Annotated in this window: 15 protein-coding genes; 3 read left to right on the forward strand and 12 right to left on the reverse strand. The window is 67.7% G+C overall.

Annotated features, from left to right (window positions below; genetic code table 11):
* Positions 1-16 precede the first annotated feature (16 nt).
* Both tmk and mltG read right to left on the reverse strand, forming a co-directional pair.
* Positions 17-637 (reverse strand): dTMP kinase, encoded by a 621-nt coding sequence (gene tmk / locus J8I33_RS15595; protein ID WP_050013257.1) that lies wholly within the window; start codon positions 635-637, stop codon positions 17-19.
* Complete coding sequence (gene mltG, locus J8I33_RS15600) at positions 637-1656, reverse strand: endolytic transglycosylase MltG (RefSeq protein WP_050013258.1); 1020 nt, start codon at positions 1654-1656, stop codon at positions 637-639. Before mltG ends, tmk begins: the two co-directional genes overlap by 1 nt.
* Before the next feature lie 77 nt (positions 1657-1733).
* Between mltG and J8I33_RS15605 the strand changes: the two genes are divergently transcribed.
* Together J8I33_RS15605 and J8I33_RS15610 are read left to right on the forward strand one after the other, a co-directional pair.
* Positions 1734-2768 carry a folate-binding protein YgfZ gene (locus tag J8I33_RS15605; protein ID WP_124637712.1) on the forward strand — a complete coding sequence of 345 codons (1035 nt, stop codon included), beginning with the start codon at positions 1734-1736 and terminating at the stop codon, positions 2766-2768.
* Between the two features lie 76 nt (positions 2769-2844).
* Positions 2845-3690 (forward strand): NRDE family protein, encoded by an 846-nt coding sequence (locus J8I33_RS15610; protein WP_209926851.1) that lies wholly within the window; start codon positions 2845-2847, stop codon positions 3688-3690.
* Positions 3691-3706: 16 nt separating this feature from the next.
* Here the strand turns inward: J8I33_RS15610 and J8I33_RS15615 are convergent, their stop codons facing one another.
* From J8I33_RS15615 to J8I33_RS15635, 5 genes are all read right to left on the reverse strand, one after another.
* The gene (locus tag J8I33_RS15615) at positions 3707-4153 is read right to left on the reverse strand and encodes a GNAT family N-acetyltransferase (RefSeq protein ID WP_124554591.1); all 447 of its coding nucleotides are present in this window, start codon (positions 4151-4153) and stop codon (positions 3707-3709) included.
* Positions 4154-4193: 40 nt separating this feature from the next.
* The gene (locus J8I33_RS15620; protein WP_209938099.1) at positions 4194-5153 is read right to left on the reverse strand and encodes an alpha/beta hydrolase; all 960 of its coding nucleotides are present in this window, start codon (positions 5151-5153) and stop codon (positions 4194-4196) included.
* Between the two features lie 161 nt (positions 5154-5314).
* The gene (locus J8I33_RS15625) at positions 5315-5794 is read right to left on the reverse strand and encodes a PaaI family thioesterase (RefSeq protein WP_209937616.1); all 480 of its coding nucleotides are present in this window, start codon (positions 5792-5794) and stop codon (positions 5315-5317) included.
* The gene (locus J8I33_RS15630) at positions 5791-6105 is read right to left on the reverse strand and encodes a Dabb family protein (RefSeq protein ID WP_012328683.1); all 315 of its coding nucleotides are present in this window, start codon (positions 6103-6105) and stop codon (positions 5791-5793) included. The genes J8I33_RS15625 and J8I33_RS15630 overlap by 4 nt, the downstream gene beginning before the upstream one ends.
* A gap of 317 nt (positions 6106-6422) precedes the next feature.
* Positions 6423-7901, reverse strand: coding sequence for a sensor domain-containing diguanylate cyclase (locus tag J8I33_RS15635; protein WP_209937623.1), 1479 nt, complete (start codon positions 7899-7901; stop codon positions 6423-6425).
* Positions 7902-8774: 873 nt separating this feature from the next.
* Here J8I33_RS15635 and J8I33_RS15640 point away from each other — a divergent pair.
* A complete protein-coding gene (locus J8I33_RS15640; protein ID WP_209937630.1) occupies positions 8775-10916 on the forward strand; it encodes a hypothetical protein in 2142 nt (713 codons plus the stop codon).
* A 70-nt stretch (positions 10917-10986) separates the two neighbouring features.
* Here J8I33_RS15640 and J8I33_RS15645 read toward each other — a convergent pair whose 3' ends face one another.
* From J8I33_RS15645 to J8I33_RS15665, 5 genes are all read right to left on the reverse strand, one after another.
* The gene (locus J8I33_RS15645; RefSeq protein ID WP_050013265.1) at positions 10987-12387 is read right to left on the reverse strand and encodes a sensor domain-containing diguanylate cyclase; all 1401 of its coding nucleotides are present in this window, start codon (positions 12385-12387) and stop codon (positions 10987-10989) included.
* Between the two features lie 265 nt (positions 12388-12652).
* Positions 12653-13831, reverse strand: coding sequence for an acetyl-CoA C-acyltransferase (locus J8I33_RS15650; RefSeq protein WP_124554595.1), 1179 nt, complete (start codon positions 13829-13831; stop codon positions 12653-12655).
* Positions 13832-13870: 39 nt separating this feature from the next.
* A complete protein-coding gene (gene pncA, locus J8I33_RS15655; RefSeq protein WP_050013267.1) occupies positions 13871-14503 on the reverse strand; it encodes a bifunctional nicotinamidase/pyrazinamidase in 633 nt (210 codons plus the stop codon).
* 44 nt (positions 14504-14547) lie between these two features.
* Positions 14548-16632: a 3-hydroxyacyl-CoA dehydrogenase NAD-binding domain-containing protein gene (locus J8I33_RS15660; protein ID WP_124554596.1), complete on the reverse strand. Its 2085-nt coding sequence runs from the start codon at positions 16630-16632 to the stop codon at positions 14548-14550.
* 201 nt (positions 16633-16833) lie between these two features.
* Positions 16834-18477: a 3-(methylthio)propionyl-CoA ligase gene (locus J8I33_RS15665; RefSeq protein ID WP_209926834.1), complete on the reverse strand. Its 1644-nt coding sequence runs from the start codon at positions 18475-18477 to the stop codon at positions 16834-16836.
* Between the last annotated feature and the right edge of the window lie 169 nt (positions 18478-18646).

Here is an 18646-nt window from a genome sequence, read left to right on the forward strand (position 1 = left end):
GTGCGTTCCTTGCGGGTTACAGCGCGGCGAGCACGCGTTCGAGCTGCTGGCGAATCTCGGGAATCGATCGCGTCGCGTCGACGATCGCGAAGCGGTGCGGCGCCTCTTCCGCGCGCCGCAGGTATTCGGCGCGCGTGCGGGCAAAGAACGCGTCGGACTCGCTTTCGAACTTGTCGGGCATGCGCGCGGCGCCGCGACGCTCGCTCGCGACCTGCGGCGCGACGTCGAACAGCACCGTCAGGTCGGGCTGGAAGCCGCCCTGCACCCAGCGCTCGAGCGTCTCGAGCTTGTCGCGCGGCAGCCCGCGGCCGCCGCCCTGGTACGCGAACGTCGCGTCGGTGAAGCGATCCGACACGACCCAGTCGCCGCGCGCGAGCGCCGGCTCGATCACGAGCGCGAGGTGCTCGCGACGCGCGGCGAACATCAGCAGCGCTTCCGTCTCGAGATCCATCGGCTGGTTCAGCAGGATCTCGCGCAGTTTCTCGCCGAGCTGCGTGCCGCCCGGCTCGCGGGTCACGACGACCTGCCGGCCGGCCGCGGCCAGCCGGCCCTGGAGGCGTTCGCAGAACCATTGCAGGTGGGTGGTCTTCCCCGCGCCGTCGATGCCTTCGAACGTGATGAATTTACCGCTCGCCATTATTGACCTCGTATGTATTTATCCACGGCCTTGTTGTGGTCGCCGAGCGTGTCCGAGAACACGCTCGTGCCGTCGCCCTTCGCGACGAAATAGAGCGCGCTCGTCGGCGCCGGATTGATCGCCGCCTGCAGCGCGGCGACACCCGGCAACGCGATCGGCGTGGGCGGCAGCCCGCGTCGGGTGTAGGTATTGTAGGGAGTGTCGGCCTGCAGGTCGCGCTTGCGCAGACGGCCGTCGTACGCGTCGCCGAGCCCGTAGATCACCGACGGATCGGTCTGCAGCGGCATGCCGATGCGCAGCCGGTTCGCGAACACGGCCGCGACGAACGCGCGATCGGCCGCGTGGCCGGTCTCCTTCTCGACGATCGACGCGATCGTCAGCATTTCGTAAGGCGTCTTGTACGGCAGCCCCGGCGTGCGCGCGGCCCAGGCCTCGTCGATGCGCGTCTGCATCAGGTGGTACGCGCGCCGGTAGATGTTCAGGTCGCTCGTGCCCTTGTCGAACAGGTAGGTATCGGGGAAGAACAGCCCCTCGCCGCTGCCGCGCTGCACCGCGCCGTCCGATGCGCCGATCGCGCGCAGCAACTCGGCGTCGCTCATGCCGGCCGTCGCGTGCGACAGATCCGGGTTCGCGTCGAGCTCCGCGCGCATCCGCTTGAAGGTCCAGCCCTCGATGACCGTCGCGACGTACTCGTTCACGTCGCCGCGCGCGATCTTCTGCAGCACGTCGTAAGGCGTGATGCCGGTCTTGAATTCGTAGTTGCCCGATTTGAGCCTGCTCGACAGCCCGAGCACGCGCGTCATCGCGACGAACGCGAACGGCTCGACCGGCACGCCGCCGTGCTTGAGCTGTAGCGCGACGCTCTTCACGCTGCTGCGCGGCTTGATCGTGACGTCGAGCGATGCCGAGCCCAGCAACAGCGGCCGGGTCGCCCAGTAATACCCGCCGCCCGCGCCGGCAGCGGCCACAACGACGGCCAGCGCCACGATCGTCGCGGCGCATTTCTTCAGTAGGGACATGGAAACGTGACTCAGGTAAGACCCATATAATACTTGCTCGCCTCCGTCAAAGTCAGGGTTGACTGTTCCCTCATTCCATGAGCACACCGTTCGCTTCACCGGCTGCCCAGGCCGCATCTGCCTCGCTCCCCGTTTTCCCCCGCCCGCCTGCCGCCGATTTCGATGCGCCGGGCGCCTGCATGCCGCTGCCGCAGTTCGGCGTGATCGACGTGGCCGGCGACGACGCCGCGACGTTCCTGCACAGCCAGCTCACCAACGACATCGAGCATCTCGATGCCGGCAGCGCGCGGCTGTCCGGGTACTGCTCGCCGAAGGGCCGCCTGCTCGCGTCGTTCCTCACGTGGCGCGCCGGCCACGACGTGCGCCTGCTCGTGTCGAAGGACGTGCAGCCGGCCGTGCAGAAACGGCTGTCGATGTTCGTGCTGCGCGCGAAGGCGAAGCTGACCGACGCGAGCGACACGCTCGCGGTGGCCGGCTTCGCGGGCGACGTGCGCGACGCGCTGTCGGGCATCTTCGATGCGCTGCCCGACGGCGTGCACGTGAAGGTCGACGGCCCGGCCGGCGCGCTGATCCGCGTGCCCGATGCGGCCGGCCGCAAGCGCTATCTGTGGATCGGCCCGCGCGCCGAGGTCGACGCGCGCCTCGCGGCGCTCGCCGGCACGCTGCCCGTCGTGTCGCCCGCCGTGTGGGACTGGCTCGACGTTCGCGCGGGCGAGCCGCGCATCACGCAGCCGGCCGTCGAACAGTTCGTGCCGCAAATGGTCAACTTCGACGTGATCGGTGCCGTTAACTTCAGGAAAGGGTGCTACCCGGGCCAGGAAGTGGTGGCGCGCAGCCAGTACCGCGGCACGATCAAGCGCCGCACCGCGCTCGCGCACGTCGCCGGCGAGACCGATACCGTGCATGCCGGCGTCGAGCTGTTCCACAGCGACGACCCGGGCCAGCCGTGCGGGATGATCGTCAACGCGGCGGCCGCACCGGCGGGCGGCGTCGACGCGCTCGTCGAGATCAAGCTCGCCGCGCTCGACAGCGGCACGGTGCACCTCGGTTCGGCCGACGGCCCGGCGCTCGCGTTCGACGCGCTGCCGTACGCGTGGCCGACCGAAGCGTGATGCACTGACAACCCGTTCGCGCGCCGGCTCGCGAGTCGCAGCCGGCGCGCGACGTTTCCTGCGAGAGATTCGCCCGATGTGTCTGATTGCCTTCGACTGGCAGCCCGATGCCGCCGCCGGTCCCGTCTTTACCCTCGTCGCCAATCGCGACGAGTTCTTTCGCCGGACCAGCGCGCCGCTCTCGTGGTGGGAGGACGTGCCGGGCGTGCTGGCCGGCCGCGATCTCGAAGCGGGCGGCACGTGGCTCGGCGTCTCGCGCGACGGCCGCTTCGCCGCGCTGACCAACTACCGCGCGCCGTTCGACATCCGCGCGGGCGCGCCGACCCGCGGCAAGCTGGTCTCCGACTTTCTCGGCAGCGCGTCCGTCGCGCCGCTCGACTATCTCGCGCAGCTTGCCGAGCATGCGGCCGTGTACAACGGCTTCAACCTGCTCGTCGGCGACTGGCGCCGACGCGAGCTCGCGTGGTTCTGCAACCGCGCGCCCGAAGGCGAAAGCCGTGTCGCCGCGCCCGTCGCGATCGCGCCGGGCGTGCATGCGCTGTCGAATGCGCGGCTCGATACGCCCTGGCCGAAAGTGGTGCGCAAGCGCGCGGAGCTCGGCACGCTGCTCACCGACAACCCGACGCCGTCGCTCGACGAACTGATCGCGCTGATGCGCGACCCGCACGTCGCGGACGACGACGCGCTGCCGCACACCGGCATTCCGATCGAGCGCGAGCGCGCGCTGTCGGCCGCGTTCATCGAGACGCCCGAATACGGCACGCGCGGCACGACCGCGCTGCGCGTCACGATGAAGGAAGGCGTACGGCTGACGGTCGAGGTCAAGGAACGCAGCGACGACGACGGCTCGCACCGCACCGTCCGCCCCGGCGCGTTCGAACGCGCGGTTACGTTCGATATCGACGCGGCGCGGCCGCGCTGAGCCCACACGTGGCGCGCTACGGCGCGCGCGCCATCTCGACGTGCGGCACGCCGGCTTCGACGAACGGCTCGCCGACCGCCGCGAAGCCGTGCCGCAGATAGAACGACACCGCCGAATCCTGCGCGTACAGCCGCACGACGGCTTCGCCGCGGCGGCGCGCGGCGTCCAGCAGCGCATTCAGGACGGCCGACCCGACACCCTGCCCGCGCATGTCGGCCAGTACCGCGACACGGCCGATCGTGCCGGACGGCAGCAGCCGCCCCGTCGCGACCGCACGGCGCAGCCCGGTCGCCGCGTCGGTCCGGTACGCGACCGCATGCAGCGACAGCGGATCGTCGTCGTCGAGTTCCCATTCCGGCGGAATCTGCTGCTCGCGCACGAACACCGCGTCGCGGATCCGCGCGGCGTCGCCGCCCAGCACCGTCCAGTCGCCCGTTTCCACCCCGCCCACGCCGTTCGTCATCGCCATCCTCCCGCGGCGCGCGCGCCTTCCGCGCTCGCCGTCAAACCTCGTCGAATGCAGCCTTCAGCGCCGCGACCGCATCGGCATGCGCGACGCGCACCTCCGGCACGTAGCCGCCCATCTTGAAGAATTCGTGGATCATCCCCGGATAGCAGACCAGCGTGACCGCGTTGCCGGCCGCGCGCAACTTGTCCGCGTACGCGGCGCCCTCGTCGCTCAGCGGATCGTATTCGGCCGTCGCGATCCACGCCGGCGCGACGCCCGCGAACGACGGCGCATCGCGCGTGCCGTCGAGCGGCGCGAAACGCCAGTCGTCGCGATCCGCGCGATCGCGCACGTATTGCGTGAAGAACCACTGGATCGTGTCCTGCGTCAGCAGGTGGCCGCTGGCGAGCCGCGCGTGCGATTCGGTGTCCTGGTCACGCGTCACACCCGGATAGATCAGCAGCTGCAGCGCAAGACGAATGCCCGCGTCGCGCGCGAGCACCGCGCAGACCGTCGCGAGCGTCCCGCCCGCGCTGTCGCCGCCGACCGCCAGCCGAGCGGCGTCGATGCCGAACGCGGCGGCCTCGCGATGCAGCCATCGCAGCGCGTCGTCCGCGTCGTTCACCGCGGTCGGAAATCTGTGTTCGGGCGCGAGCCGGTAGCCGACCGACAGCACCGCGCATTGCGCATCGCGCGCGAACATCCGGCACAGCGCATCGTGCGTGTCGACGCTGCCGACCGTGAAGCCGCCGCCGTGGTAGTACACGAGCGCGGGCAGCGGCTCCGCCAGGCTCGGCGCGACCGGCAGATACAGCCGCGCACCGATCGTGCGGCCGTCGCGCGTCGGCACCATGCATTCCTCCACCGAATGCATCGGGGCCGGCGCGACGTCGAGGATCGGCGCGCTCTTCTCGTACGCGGCGCGCGCCTGCTGCGGCGTCTGATGGTGATACGACGGACGTTTCGCGCGCTCGATCATGTCGAGCACCTGGGCGATCTTCGGATTCAGCGGCATCGGAGTGGACGGCGCGGGCGTGGCGCCGTGAACGGACAAGCGTGACATGATGCCACGTGGGGGGCTGGACAGCAGCGGCGCGCCGCGCCGTGTGCCGTTCCGTCCTGCCAAACGAGACGGCCCTGCCGCATCGAAGAGACAGGGCCGTGCGTGGCGGAGGCTTACGCGTCGCTCGGGCCGGGATGGGCGTCCGGCGCCGTGCGCGAGCGTTGCCGCTTGATGTCGCGGCCGACCGCCAGCCGCCGCATGTACTTGAACGTACCGAGCGCCTTCGCGACGAAATTGCCGTCGCTGTCGCGCACTTCGCCTTCGCAGTAGGCCATCGTCGTCGAGCGGTGCATCACGCGCCCGTAAGCGCGCAGCTCGCCGCGGCCCGGCTGCATGAAGTTCACCTTCATCTCGACCGTGACGACGCCGACGCCGTCGTCGGTCAGGCTGCGCGCCGCCATCGCGAGCGCGATATCGGCGAGCGTCATCGTCACGCCGCCGTGCGCGATGCTCCACGTGTTCATGTGGCGCGCTTCGAGCGGCAGCACGATCTCGCTCGCACCGTCCTTCGCGGACACGAGCTGCACGCCGAGCAGATCGACGAACGGGCTTTCGATCGACGGGCCTTCCGTCGGGGTTGCCGCGTCGCTCATCGTGCGACGTCGACGATGTAGTCGACGCACTCGCGCGATTCGGCCACCGCGACGACGAATTTCTTCACTTCCTGGTGAACCGGATGCACCTGGTACGCGTCGAGCGCCGCCTTGTCGGTGAAATCGGAGACGAGCACGATGTCGGCGGTCGCGTCGAGGCCAGGCGTCGCGAGGCCGACGTCGATCTGCAAGGTGCCGGGCACAAGGTCGCGGCAGCCTTCGAGCTTTTCCTTCAGCTTTAGCGCGTTCTGTGCGCGCGTCGCGCCTTCGGCGGATTCTTTCAACTTCCACATGACGATATGTCTGATCACTTCGTTCGCTCCTGTTCGTGTTGGTTCGGCGATTGGCCGGGGACCCTTGGCAGTCGGGCACATTACGCCCGTTCGCCGGTCGCTTTCGTTCGCTCGGGATCTCGTCCGGTTGGAAAAAGCGGGCATCTTTGAAATCTTCACGGAAGATACCCGCTTTCTCACCGTATCATTTACCGGCGTCAAGACGCCGACAAGCGAAGGCAGGCGACAAGCCTACCAAACTTACTGACGGCAATGGACTGTGTCTTGACGTGGGTCCGTCAGCTTTGGTCACTGCCGACATGAGTCTGACGAACGGCGCAATGCAACCCTCTCCGTCACTCCGCCGGCTGCAGCGCGGCAACCTTGTTCCGCCCGGTCGCCTTCGCGTAATACAGTGCCTCATCCGCCGCCTTGATCACGGCATCCGGCTGCCCTTGCTGATCCGGCATCCAGCACGCCAGGCCGATGCTCGCCGTCACACGCCCGTATTCGCTGCCGGCGTGCTCGAGGGCCAACGCATCGATTGCCGCGCGGATCCGCTCGGCAATCTGCGCCGCTCCGGTCTGTGGCGTGTCAGGGAGCAGCACGACGAACTCCTCTCCGCCATAACGCGCCGCCGTATCGGCCGGCCGGCGAATATTCTCGCCGATGCACCGCGCGACCGCCGCCAACGCATCGTCCCCGGCCTGATGACCGTACGTGTCGTTGTAAGCCTTGAACCGGTCCACATCGACGAACAGCAGCGAGAAAACGGAATGCGCGCGTCGTGCGCGACGCCACTCCTGATCCAGCACCTCGCCAAAGCTGCGACGATTGCTCAGGCCGGTGAGACCGTCCGTCCGGGCGAGCAGCACGAGTTCCGATTCCGCCCGCATACGGCGCCGTAGCTGCGAACCGAGCAGAAGGGACAGTGCGATAAACGCCGCCCCGAACGTCGCGACCAATCCGCCGATCTTGATCGCACGTTGCCGCCATGCGGCGTAAATGTCCTCCTCGGCCTCCGCCACCATGATGATCAGCGGCAGTTTCGGCAAATGCTTGAAGTAGTACAGGCGGCGCACGCCGTCGATCGATGACGTTTCGGAGAAGGCGCCCTCTCGCGCGGTCTGAAACCGCCGGAACGTCGCGGCTTTGCTGATGTCGCGGCCGATGGTATGCACATCGTACGGCTGACGCATCACCATCTTGCCGTCTTCGCCGATGAGCGAAATCGAGCCATGCTTGCCAAGCGAAAGCCCGGCGAAGAGCTGATGGAAATAATCGAGATTGACCGCGATAACGACGATGCCGCCAAACGATCCATCGGGGTTCGAAATCCGCCGCGTGAGCGCGATACTGAGCTTTCCCCCACGCAAACGGGAGACGAACGGGTCACTGATATAGAGTCCGACGTTCGGATTGTCGCGGTGGACCGTGAAGTATCGGCGATCGGAGAAATTACCCTTGCGCGGCTCGTCATAGCCCGAATCCAGAACGATATTGCCGCCTGCATCCATCACGAGCATCGAACCGAGAAATTCCGCGGTCATCGCGTGATCGAACAGCACCGACCGGCGCAGGCCCGGCGAAGCATCCATCACATCGCGGCGCTGCAACCCATGGATGACCGCCTGCAAAGACAGGTCGTACAACTCGATATTGCGTTCGATGTCGCGTTCGGCGATCAGTCCGAGGTTGCGGGACGTTTCCCTTGCCCGCTCCATCGCATCGTCACGACTCTGCAAGAGTTGCAGCACGCATAGCGCCATGAGCGCGCATGCGATCACGGAAGCAATCGCCACGATGATGTAAGGGGCGGTCTTACGGGGATGCATGGGTCTCCTCACCGCGAATGCGCGCCCCTCGCGTCGAGCGCAGATTGCTCATACTAAATCAGTTGGGCCGATGTTCGCGCCCGGCGCGAACGGAAAGGCTCAGCCGCGGGCGATTATAAATATCCAGCACGAAAAATTGCCCGCTTGCAGGGGGCTTCTGCCTCCCGATACACACGTTCGGCGCGCGTCATCGGCCGCGAACGAGCCGCTCGAGCTTCGCGCCGTCTTCGTCGAACTGCTTCAGCCGCCGAAGCGCCGATGGCGACGTCGCGTCGTCGTGCGGGCATACGCAGGAACGCGGATGCCAGGCGGCCTTCGCGCGCGTTTGCCGCGCACGTCGGCCTGTCACGACACCGACCGACACAATCCGGCGATTCGTTTCCTTTCCGGCATCAATCGCCGGCGCGACAGCGTATTGTCGACCGGTTTTCAACCGATATCCGGAATGCATTAATCCGATCCCGTTGAATCGCACATTTTACCGGCGCGACGGGTAATAATTGCGACCGGTTTTCAATTCAATATTGGAAAACAAAAACATTATTGACTTCGACTTTCCCGCAAATTTAGAATCGCCTACGACGGCCTACGTATCGTTTTCCTCGCCGCTCCGGATTCGCCACTCACCTGCGCGAAGGCCCTTCGCATCGGCCTTCCCGCCGGGCATCGACGTGCGCCCCTGTCGTTTTCAGCTGTCGGCATTTATCGACCACCCGGTTGTTTTTCAACCCATTTTCCTTTCGAAGAAACGCAATACCTCCATTCATTCCGGTCATTCGCCAAGAATGAATGCAAGGCAGCACCAAACGGACCCAAGATCCGCCAATTAGATATCCAGATAAAAAATCGCCAGTCATCAGGAGGGACATCAACATGCATCGCCTTGCGAAGTCGCTGTGTCTCGGGCTCGTCTGCGCCGGCCTGCTGTCGGCCTGCAACGACGACGACGTCCAGTCGACCACCCCGCCGTCGAACACCGCCGCGTTGTCGTTCCGCATGGATACCGGCGGCCAGATCAACGCGTTCTACCGGCAGGACAAGGTCGCCGCGCACCTGCTGGTACGCTCGTCGACGAAGCCGCGCCTGCTCGTGGTCTTCCCCGCCGGCAACAGCGGCACCGGGCTGTGGTTCGACGACACCGCGCAGCCGGTGAACTGGAGCCTCGACACGCCGCCGTCCGCGCTGTCGGCCCCGGACGCACACGGCCGCCCGCTGTACGGCATCGGCGCCGACGTGTCGGTCGACACCGCTACGCTGACGATCCGCCAGGGCGTGCTCAGCAACGTGCGCTTCCTGCGCGACTTCAACGGCGGCGCGACGATTCCGCAGCAGATCCTCACCGCGCCGACGGTCCAGGGCGGCACCGCGCAATGGCAACGCGACCGGCTCGACGGCGCGCCCGGCTATGCGCTGCGCATCACGCTGCGCGACGGCGGCAGCATCGCGCCGGCAGCGGGCGGCAAGCTCGTGCTGAACGCGCCGGCGGGCTCGCGCACGCTGAAGCTGCACATCGATGCGCTGTCGGGCGAGACGCCGCTGTCGCCGATCACGCACGCGGACCTGTTCGCTCCGTCCGTGAATCCCGACCCGGTCAGCCAGAACGTGCTCGAATTCCTGAGCTTCAACGACAAGCTGCTGGCCGGTTCGTGGCAGTACGACACGTACTTCGGCCGCGACACGCTGATTTCGGTCCGCATGCTGATGCCCGTGCTCGAACCCGCGGCGATCGAGGCCGGGCTGTCGTCGGTGCTGAGCCGCCTGTCGGCGGACGGCAAGGTCGCGCACGAGGAAGGCATCGGCGAATTCGCGCTGGTCGACAACCAGAAGAACGGGCGGCCGAACGACGCGACACCGACCTACGACTACAAGATGATCGACAGCGACTACCTGCTCGCGCCGATCGCGGCCGCGTGGCTGATCGACGATACGCGCGGCCAGGCGCGTGCTGCCGCGTATCTGGCGCAGCGCGGCAGCGACGGGCAAACCAACGGCAGCCGCCTCGTCGTCAATCTGCTGCACGTCGCGACGACCGCGCAGCCGTTCGCGCAGCAGCCGTCGGTCGCGAACCTGATTCACCTGCGGCCCGGCGAAATCGTCGGCAACTGGCGCGACAGTACCGACGGCCTCGGCGGCGGCGTGTACCCGTACGACGTGAACGCAGTGCTCGTACCGGCCGCGCTGCGCGCGGCGAACGCGTTCCTCGCCCGCGGCCTGCTCGATCCGTACCTCAACGCCGGGCAACGCGCGACGCTCGCCAACACGGCGAACGAAGCGGCCACGTGGGAAACGCAGGCGCCGCCGCTGTTCCAGGTCAGCGTGCCGGCCGCGCAGGCGGCCACCGACGTATCGGCCTATGCGCCGTCCGCCGGGGTGCCGGCCGGCGCCGCGCCCAATGCGCCGCTGGCCTTCTACGCGCTATCGCTCGACCAGCAGGGCAACCCGATCCCGGTGATGAATTCGGACGGCGGCTTCGCGCTGCTGTTCGGCACGCCGCCGGACGATCAGCTCCAGCGGATCGTGACCGACGTCACGCGGCCGTTCCCGACCGGCCTCGTGACCGATGCCGGGATGCTGATCGCGAACCCCGCGTATGCGAACCCGTCGCTGTGGCCGAAGTTCACGAGTTCCGCGTATCACGGCACGGTGATCTGGTCGTGGCAGCAGGCGATGTGGGTGGCCGGGCTCGATCGCCAGCTGGCGCGCCAGGACCTGTCGGCCGCGACCCGCACGCTGCTCACGCAGGCGCGGCAGACGATCTGGCAGGTAATCTCGAACGGACGCGACATGCGCACGTCGGAAATGTGGACGTGGTCCTACGTGAACGGCAAGTACCAGACCGACGCATTCGGCACGCGCAGCGCCGATGCGACCGAAGCCAACGCGGCGCAGCTCTGGAGTACGACGTATCTCGCGATCCGCGATCCGCAGCAGCGCGCGGGCAAGTACTGGTGGCAAGCGTCGCAGCCGATGCAGGACGGGCAGCCGAAGCAGGCGACGGCGGTGGCGTCGCGCTAGCGCGCGGCCGGCACCGGCCTGCAAAAGCCCCGGCGGCGCGCCCGCCGCCGGGGTGTCGGTGCCATGCGGATCATCGCGACACCACGCGGTTGCGCCCTTCCCGCTTCGCCTGATAAAGCCGCTCGTCGACCGCCCGCAGCAGCGCATCGACCGTGCCGCCGTCGACGCCGTATTGCGCGACGCCGACGCTGACCGTCACCTGCACGCGCTTGAAGTCCAGCCCGAACGGCGCACTCGCGATCGACGAACGCACGCGCTCGGCCGTCATCCGCGCGCCTTCGAGCGGCATCTCGGGCAAGAGCGCCATGAATTCCTCGCCGCCGACCCGCGCGAGCGCGCCCGCCGGCCGGATCGCCTCGAGGCACTGGCGCACGACGCCGCGCAGCACCTCGTCGCCGATCTGGTGCCCGTAGGCATCGTTGATGTTCTTGAAATTGTCGAGATCGAGCGCGAGCAGGCAGAACGGCGTGCCGTCGCGCTCGGCCCGCACGATTTCGCGCTCGACCTGCGCGATGAACTGCCGGCGGTTCGACGCGCCCGTCATCGGGTCGGTCGCGGCCATGTACTCGAGCTTCTGGTTCGTACGCCGCAGCTCCTGCAGCGCGCTTTCGGTGCGCGCCATCGATTCCGACAGCCGGCTCATCAGGTCTTCCTGGCTGTAGATCGCCGAGAACGAGCGCGTCGTCTGCAGCGCCTGCACGACACCGTAGCTCAGCAGGAAGAACCCGCCCGCGAAGATCGCGTGCGCGAGCCACCACATGTGATTCCACGGCTTGCCGAGGATGAACGCGAGCGACGACAGCGCGAACGCCATGATCGACACGCCGTAGATCACCATCAGCGGCGAGCGGATCCGTCGTGCGAGCAGCAGGCACACGTTCAGCAGCGAGAACACCAGCGCGCCGCCTTCCATCGACAGCCGCGTGCCGAGCGCACCCGCGACCGGCGAATACGCGATGTACGCGACCGCCACGTTGACGAGCAGGAAGAACACGATCCACGGCAGCCACGTGCGCACGCTCGTGCGCTTGTCGAGCCGGTCGGGCGGACGCGAATACGACAGCAGCCCCGTGAGCAGCAGCGCCGACATCACGAACCGCGACGCGGGCCCGTACAGCAGGAACAGCCAGATATTGTGGTGCGCCATCCCGGTGAACGCGCCGTGCAGCGCGTAGATCATCGCGAAGCCGAGAAAGCCGAGCGTCAGCCAGCGCAGCAGCGGCTCGCCGGACGACCGGTAACACACCCACGTCACGTAGGTGACGAACGCGCCTTCGATCGTCGCCGCCGCGATCGCGATTTCATGGAAGGCGTGGTTCTCGAACACGACGCTCCGGTCGCTGAAGAACCACAGATAGGCAATCAGATAGGCCGGCAACAACGCGAATCCGACCAGCAGGCATTTCGCGTAGAGCCTGGCGGCCGCGCTGACGACGCGCGGCGGTTCCCCGGCTGCATAGGTCGTACTCATTCGGTCCCCGGTCGGTCTGCTGCGTTGGCTGGAATCTTCCCGGAACGGATCGCGCCCCCACGCGCGATCTGGCCCATCATGCCGAAAGGCAAATGTCAGAGCTAGTATAGGAGGGGTAATTCGTTTGACAAGTCAGGGGAAACGGCATTGCCGGGTGCATGCCTTTTGTTTCCCCATCATTGCGAATGGCGCATCGGTCGCGCCGATTCGCTGCGGCGGGGTGCGGTGGCGCCGAAGCGCGACCGCGGCCGCCGCCGGTCAAAGATCAGAGGATTTCGAACAGGCCGGCCGCGCCCTGCCCGCCGCCGATGCACATCGTGACGACCACGTACTTCACGCCGCGCCGCTTGCCCTCGATCAGCGCATGGCCGGTCAGGCGCGCGCCCGACACGCCGTACGGATGGCCGACCGCGATCGCGCCGCCGTTCACGTTCAGGCGGTCCTCAGGAATCCCGAGCGTGTCGCGGCAGTACAGCACCTGCACCGCGAACGCCTCGTTCAGTTCCCACAGGCCGATGTCGTCGACTGTCAACCCGGCCTGCTTCAGCAGCTTGGGCACAGCGAACACCGGGCCGATGCCCATTTCGTCCGGCTCGCAGCCGGCCACCGCGAAGCCGCGGAACGCGCCCAGCGGCTGCAGCCCTTCGCGCTGCGCGGCCTTGGCGCTCATCACGACGCATGCCGACGCGCCGTCCGAGAACTGGCTCGCATTGCCCGCGGTGATCACGCCGCCCGGCACGGCCGAACGGATCTTCGACACGCCTTCGAGCGTCGTGTCGGGGCGAATGCCCTCGTCGGCCGAGACCGTCACTTCCTGCGTGAACAGGCGGCCCGTCGCCTTGTCGGCGATGCCCGCGAGCACGGTGATCGGCACGATCTCGTCGCGAAAACGCCCGGCTTCCTGCGCGGCCGCGGCCCGCAGTTGCGACTGCACGCCGTATGCGTCCTGGCGCTCCTTCGAGATCCCGTAGCGCTTCGCGACATTCTCGGCGGTCTGCAGCATGTTCCAGTAGATCTCGGGCTTGTGCTGGACGAGCCAGCCTTCCTGGACCATGTGCCGGTTCATCTCGTTCTGCACGCACGAGATCGACTCGACGCCGCCGGCCACGTAGATCTCGCCTTCGCCCGCGATGATCCGCTGCGCGGCCAGCGCGATGGTCTGCAGCCCGGACGAACAGAAACGGTTCACCGTCATCCCCGGCACGCTCACCGGCAACCCGGCGCGCAGCGCGATCTGCCTCGCGATGTTCGCGCCGGTCGCGCCTTCGGGGTTCGCGCAGCCCATGATCACGTCCTCGACGCGCGCCGGATCGAGCTTCGCGCGCTCGAGCGCGGCCGCGACCACGTGGCCGCCGAGCGTCGCGCCATGCGTCATGTTGAAGGCGCCGCGCCAGGATTTCGCGAGCGGCGTGCGGGCGGTCGATACGATTACGGCTTCGGTCATGCGAGTCTCCTTCGGTCCTGCTTCATGTTGGGGTCTGCGCTACGCCGCCGGGCGCGCGCTGGCGGACGTCGCATGCACGACGCCCGCTGCCTGCATCTGCTGCCATGCGTGCGCGAGCGACCCGTTCAGGTCGATCGCGCGGCACGCATCGTTGATCACCGCGGCTTCGAAACCGGCCGCGCGCGCATCGAGCGCCGACCACGCGACGCAATAGTCGGTCGCGAGCCCGCAGCACCACACGCGCTTCGCGCCGAGTTCGCGCAGATAGCCCGCGAGCCCCGTGCGCGTCGTGCGGTCGGCTTCGACGAACGCGGAATAGCTGTCGACCTGCGCGTCGCCCCCCTTGCGGATCACGAGCCGCGCATGCGGGATGTCGAGGTCGCGATGCAGCGCCGCGCCGTCGGTGTCCTGCACGCAGTGCACGGGCCACAGCACCTGCTCGCCGTACGGCAGCGCGAGCGTCGAGAACGGCTCGCGGCCCGGATGGTTCGCCGCGAACGACACGTGCTCGCGCGGGTGCCAGTCCTGCGTGAGCACGACCTGGTCGAAGCGTTGCGCGAGCGCGTTGATCACGGGCACGACCGCATCGCCGTCGGGCACCGCGAGCGCGCCGCCCGGCATGAAGTCGTATTGCACGTCGATCACGAGCAGGACGTCGTCGGTGCGTTTCATTGCGTGTCTCCAGACAGGATCGGTCGCGCCGCGATGCGGCGGCGTCAGCCGTTGAACCCGCGGCCGGCCTTCGCCCGTTCCGCGATCGACGGCGCGAGCTGCCATGCGTCACCGTTCGGCGCGGCCGCATAGCGGCGAATCGCGCGCTCGACGTTGTAGAGGCCGACCATGTCCGCGTACAGCATCGGGCCGCCGCGCCACAGCGGGAAGCCATACCCGGTCAGGTAGACCATGTCGATATCGGACGCCTTCGACGCGATCTTCTCTTCGAGGATCTTCGCGCCTTCGTTGACGAGCGCGAACACCAGCCGCTCGACGATCTCGTCGTCGCCGATCTTGCGCCGCTCGACGCCGCGCTCCTTCGAGTACGCGACGACCATCTCGTCGACGAGCGACGACGGCTTCGCCTTGCGGTCGCCCGGCACGTAGTCGTACCAGCCGGCGCCCGTCTTCTGGCCGAAGCGGCCCTGTTCGCACAGGCGGTCGGCGATCTTCGAATAGTGCAGATCGGGCTGCTCGACGTAACGGCGCTTGCGGATCGCCCAGCCGATGTCGTTGCCGGCGAGGTCGCTCATCCGGAACGGCCCCATCGCGAAGCCGAACTTCTCGATCGCGCGATCGACCTGCGCGGGCAGCGCGCCTTCCTCGAGCATGAACAGCGCCTGGCGGATGTACTGCTCGATCATCCGGTTGCCGATGAAGCCGTCGCACACGCCCGACACGACCGCCGTCTTGCGGATCTTCTTCGCCACCGCCATCACGGTCGCGAGCACATCCTTCGCGGTCTGCGCGCCGCGCACGACCTCGAGCAGCTTCATCACGTTCGCCGGGCTGAAGAAGTGCATGCCGACGACGTCCTGCGGGCGCTTCGTGAACGCCGCGATCTTGTCGACGTCGAGCGTCGACGTGTTCGACGCGAGGATCGCGCCCGGCTTCGCGACTTCGTCGAGCTTCTTGAACACCTGCTCCTTCACGCCGAGTTCCTCGAACACCGCTTCGACGATCAGGTCGGCGTCCTTCAGGTCGTCGTAGGACAGCGTCGGCGTGATCAGCGCGATGCGTGCGTCGAGCTTCTCCTGCGTGAGCTTGCCCTTCTTCACCTGCGCGTCGTAGTTCTTGCGGATCGTCGCGAGGCCGCGCTCGAGCGCATCCTGCTTCGTCTCGAGCAGCGTGACCGGCAGCCCCGCGTTGATGAAGTTCATCGCGATCCCGCCGCCCATCGTGCCCGCGCCGATCACGCCGACCCGGCGGATCTCGCGCAGCGGCGTATCGGCCGGCACGTCGGGAATCTTGCTCGCCGCCCGTTCGCCGAAGAACGCATGGCGCAGCGCGCGGCTTTCCGGCGTCATCATCAGCGCGACGAAACCCTCGCGCTCGGCGATGCTGCCTTTGTCGAAGCCGTTCAGCACGCCGGCCTCGATCGCGTCGATGCACTTGTGCGGCGCGGGGAAATTCGGCGCGGCGGCCCGCGCGGAATTGCGCGCGAACTGGATGAAGCCCGCCGCGTTCTCGTGGACGATCTTGCGATCGCGGACGCGCGGATGCGGGCCGTTCTGCGCGCCGACCTTGCGCGCGAACGCGACGGCCGCGTCGAGCAGGTCGCCGTCGGCCATTTCGTCGAACAGCCCGCTCTTCGCGAGTTGCTCCGACGGCACCGGCGCGCCCGACACGATCATGTTCAGCGCGGTTTCGAGGCCGACCGCGCGCGGCAGGCGTTGCGTGCCGCCCGCGCCCGGCAGCAGCCCGAGCTTCACTTCGGGCAGCGCGACCTGCGCGCCGGGCGCGGCGATGCGGTAGTGCGCGCCGAGCGCAAGCTCCAGCCCGCCGCCCATCACGACGCTGTGCAGCGCCGCGACGACCGGCTTCGCGCTTGCCTCCACCGCGCGGATCACGGTGTGCAGCGTCGGCTCCTGCAGCGCCTTCGGCGTATTGAATTCGGTGATGTCGGCCCCGCCCGAGAACGCGCGGCCCGCGCCGGTCAGCACGATGGCCGTGATCGACGGATCCTGCGCGGCGCGATCGAGCGCGTCCATGACGCCCTGGCGGGTCGACAGGCCGAGCCCGTTGACGGGCGGATTGTTGAGCGTGATGACGGCCACGCCGTCGCGAGTCGAGTAATCCACTGCCATCTGCCTGCCTCCATGCATCGCGCGCCGGATTGGCTGCGCTTCATTGTGCGCGGTCGAACGGCCGCATGTCCGAATGAACGCAGGCAGCATACAACGAAAAAGCACGGTCGTTCAATTTGAATTTCGTTCCCGATCCGGGGACGGATCGGGGGATCGCATCGGGACCGAATCGCGGGCCGACGGCGGCCCGGACGCGAAGGCTTACGGCGCGCACACCGCCGTCGGCAACACGTAATCGCGGAACGTCTCGCGCAGCTTCAGCTTCTGCAGCTTGCCGGTCGCGGTGTGCGGCAGCGATTCGACGAACACGACGTCGTCGGGAATCCACCATTTCGCGACCTTGCCCTCGTAGAACGCGAGCAGCGCGTCGCGGCTCAGGTTCGCGCCTTCGCGCGGCACCACGACGAGCAGCGGCCGCTCGGTCCATTTCGGGTGCGCGCACGCGATGCACGCGGCTTCGGCCACCCCGGGATGCGCGATCGCGACGTTCTCGATGTCGATCGAACTGATCCACTCGCCGCCCGACTTGATCACGTCCTTGCTGCGGTCGGTAATCTGCAGGAAGCCGTCGGGGTCGATCGTCGCGACGTCGCCGGTCGGGAACCAGCCGTCCGCCAGCGGCGACGCATCGCCGCGAAAGTAGTGGTCGATCACCCACGGCCCGCGCACCTGCAGTTCGCCGAACGCGACGCCGTCCCACGGCAGCTCGCGGCCGTCGTCGCCGACGATCCGCATGTCGACGCCGCAGATCACGCGCCCCTGCTTCTCGAGCAGCCGGCGCTGCGCGTCGAGCGGCCGCTGCGACTGCGCCCAGTTGAGCTTCGCGAGCGTGCCGAGCGGCGACAGTTCGGTCATTCCCCATGCATGGATCACGCGCACGCCGTATTCGTCCTCGAACGTGCGCAGCATCGCGGGCGGGCACGCGGAGCCGCCGATCACCGTGCGGTTCAGCGTCGAGAAACGCACGCCGGCCTCGCGCATGTAGTTCAGCAGGCCGAGCCATACGGTCGGCACGCCCGCAGAGAACGTCACGCGCTCGGCCTCCATCAGCTCGTACAGCGATTTCCCGTCGAGGTCCTTGCCGGGCAGCACCAGCTTGCCGCCGGTGAGCGGCACCGCGTACGGCAGCCCCCATGCGTTGACGTGGAACATCGGCACGACGGGCAGCACGGCGTCCATCGCGGACAGGTTCATCGCGTCGGGCAGCGCGGCGCCGTATGCATGCAGCACGGTCGAGCGATGCGAATACAGCACGCCCTTCGGGTTGCCGGTCGTGCCCGACGTGTAGCAGAGCCCCGATGCCTGCTGCTCGTCGAGGCGCGGCCAGTCGTAGCGGCCGTCCTCGACTTCGACGAGCGTTTCGTAGCAGAGGAACGGCGTCGCGCCGGACGGCAGGTGCGCGGCGTCCGTCATCGCGATCCAGCCCTTCACGTGCGGGCATTGCGGCGCGATCGCATCGACGAGCGGCGCGAAATTGATGTCGAAGAAGACGTAGCGGTCTTCCGCGTGATTGACGATGTACGCGATCTGTTCGGGAAACAGGCGCGGGTTGATCGTATGGCACACGGCGCCCATCCCGCCGATCCCGTAATACGCTTCCAGATGCCGGTACCCGTTCCACGCCAGCGTGCCCACGCGGTCGCCGGTTGCGACGCCGAGCCGCGCGAGCGCCTGCGCCAGTTGCTTCGCGCGGCGTTCGCAATCGCGATACGTGTAGCGATGCAGGTCGCCTTCGACGCGCTTCGACACGATTTCCGTGTCGCCCGCATGCCGCGCGGCATGCGCGATCAGCGACGACACCAGCAGCGGCACATCCATCATCTGGCCCAGCAACGGCTTACCCATCGTCTTGTTCTCCGTGAGGATGCGAATCGGTGACCCGCCTCGCGGCCGTTTCCATCCGGAAGCAGCCCGCATGCGCGCCCGTCAGCGGCCCGGACGGGCGTGGCGCACGATGCGCGGGCCGCCATGCGGGCGGCGCGACGCCGCCTTACAATATCGGCTTACCCAGAGG

Source organism: Burkholderia sp. AcTa6-5 (assembly GCF_017815075.1).
Lineage (GTDB): Bacteria > Pseudomonadota > Gammaproteobacteria > Burkholderiales > Burkholderiaceae > Burkholderia > Burkholderia sola.

Bases quoted from the DNA above. Each gene is read 5' to 3' on its own strand.
- tmk (WP_050013257.1), bottom strand. From the start codon at position 637: ATGGCGAGCGGTAAATTCATCACGTTCGAAGGCATCGACGGCGCGGGG.
- mltG (WP_050013258.1), bottom strand. From the start codon at position 1,656: ATGTCCCTACTGAAGAAATGCGCCGCGACGATCGTGGCGCTGGCCGTC.
- J8I33_RS15605 (WP_124637712.1), top strand. From the start codon at position 1,734: ATGAGCACACCGTTCGCTTCACCGGCTGCCCAGGCCGCATCTGCCTCG.
- J8I33_RS15610 (WP_209926851.1), top strand. From the start codon at position 2,845: ATGTGTCTGATTGCCTTCGACTGGCAGCCCGATGCCGCCGCCGGTCCC.
- J8I33_RS15615 (WP_124554591.1), bottom strand. From the start codon at position 4,153: ATGACGAACGGCGTGGGCGGGGTGGAAACGGGCGACTGGACGGTGCTG.
- J8I33_RS15620 (WP_209938099.1), bottom strand. From the start codon at position 5,153: ATGCCGCTGAATCCGAAGATCGCCCAGGTGCTCGACATGATCGAGCGC.
- J8I33_RS15625 (WP_209937616.1), bottom strand. From the start codon at position 5,794: ATGAGCGACGCGGCAACCCCGACGGAAGGCCCGTCGATCGAAAGCCCG.
- J8I33_RS15635 (WP_209937623.1), bottom strand. From the start codon at position 7,901: ATGCATCCCCGTAAGACCGCCCCTTACATCATCGTGGCGATTGCTTCC.
- J8I33_RS15640 (WP_209937630.1), top strand. From the start codon at position 8,775: ATGCATCGCCTTGCGAAGTCGCTGTGTCTCGGGCTCGTCTGCGCCGGC.
- J8I33_RS15645 (WP_050013265.1), bottom strand. From the start codon at position 12,387: ATGAGTACGACCTATGCAGCCGGGGAACCGCCGCGCGTCGTCAGCGCG.
- J8I33_RS15650 (WP_124554595.1), bottom strand. From the start codon at position 13,831: ATGACCGAAGCCGTAATCGTATCGACCGCCCGCACGCCGCTCGCGAAA.
- pncA (WP_050013267.1), bottom strand. From the start codon at position 14,503: ATGAAACGCACCGACGACGTCCTGCTCGTGATCGACGTGCAATACGAC.
- J8I33_RS15660 (WP_124554596.1), bottom strand. From the start codon at position 16,632: ATGGCAGTGGATTACTCGACTCGCGACGGCGTGGCCGTCATCACGCTC.
- J8I33_RS15665 (WP_209926834.1), bottom strand. From the start codon at position 18,477: ATGGGTAAGCCGTTGCTGGGCCAGATGATGGATGTGCCGCTGCTGGTG.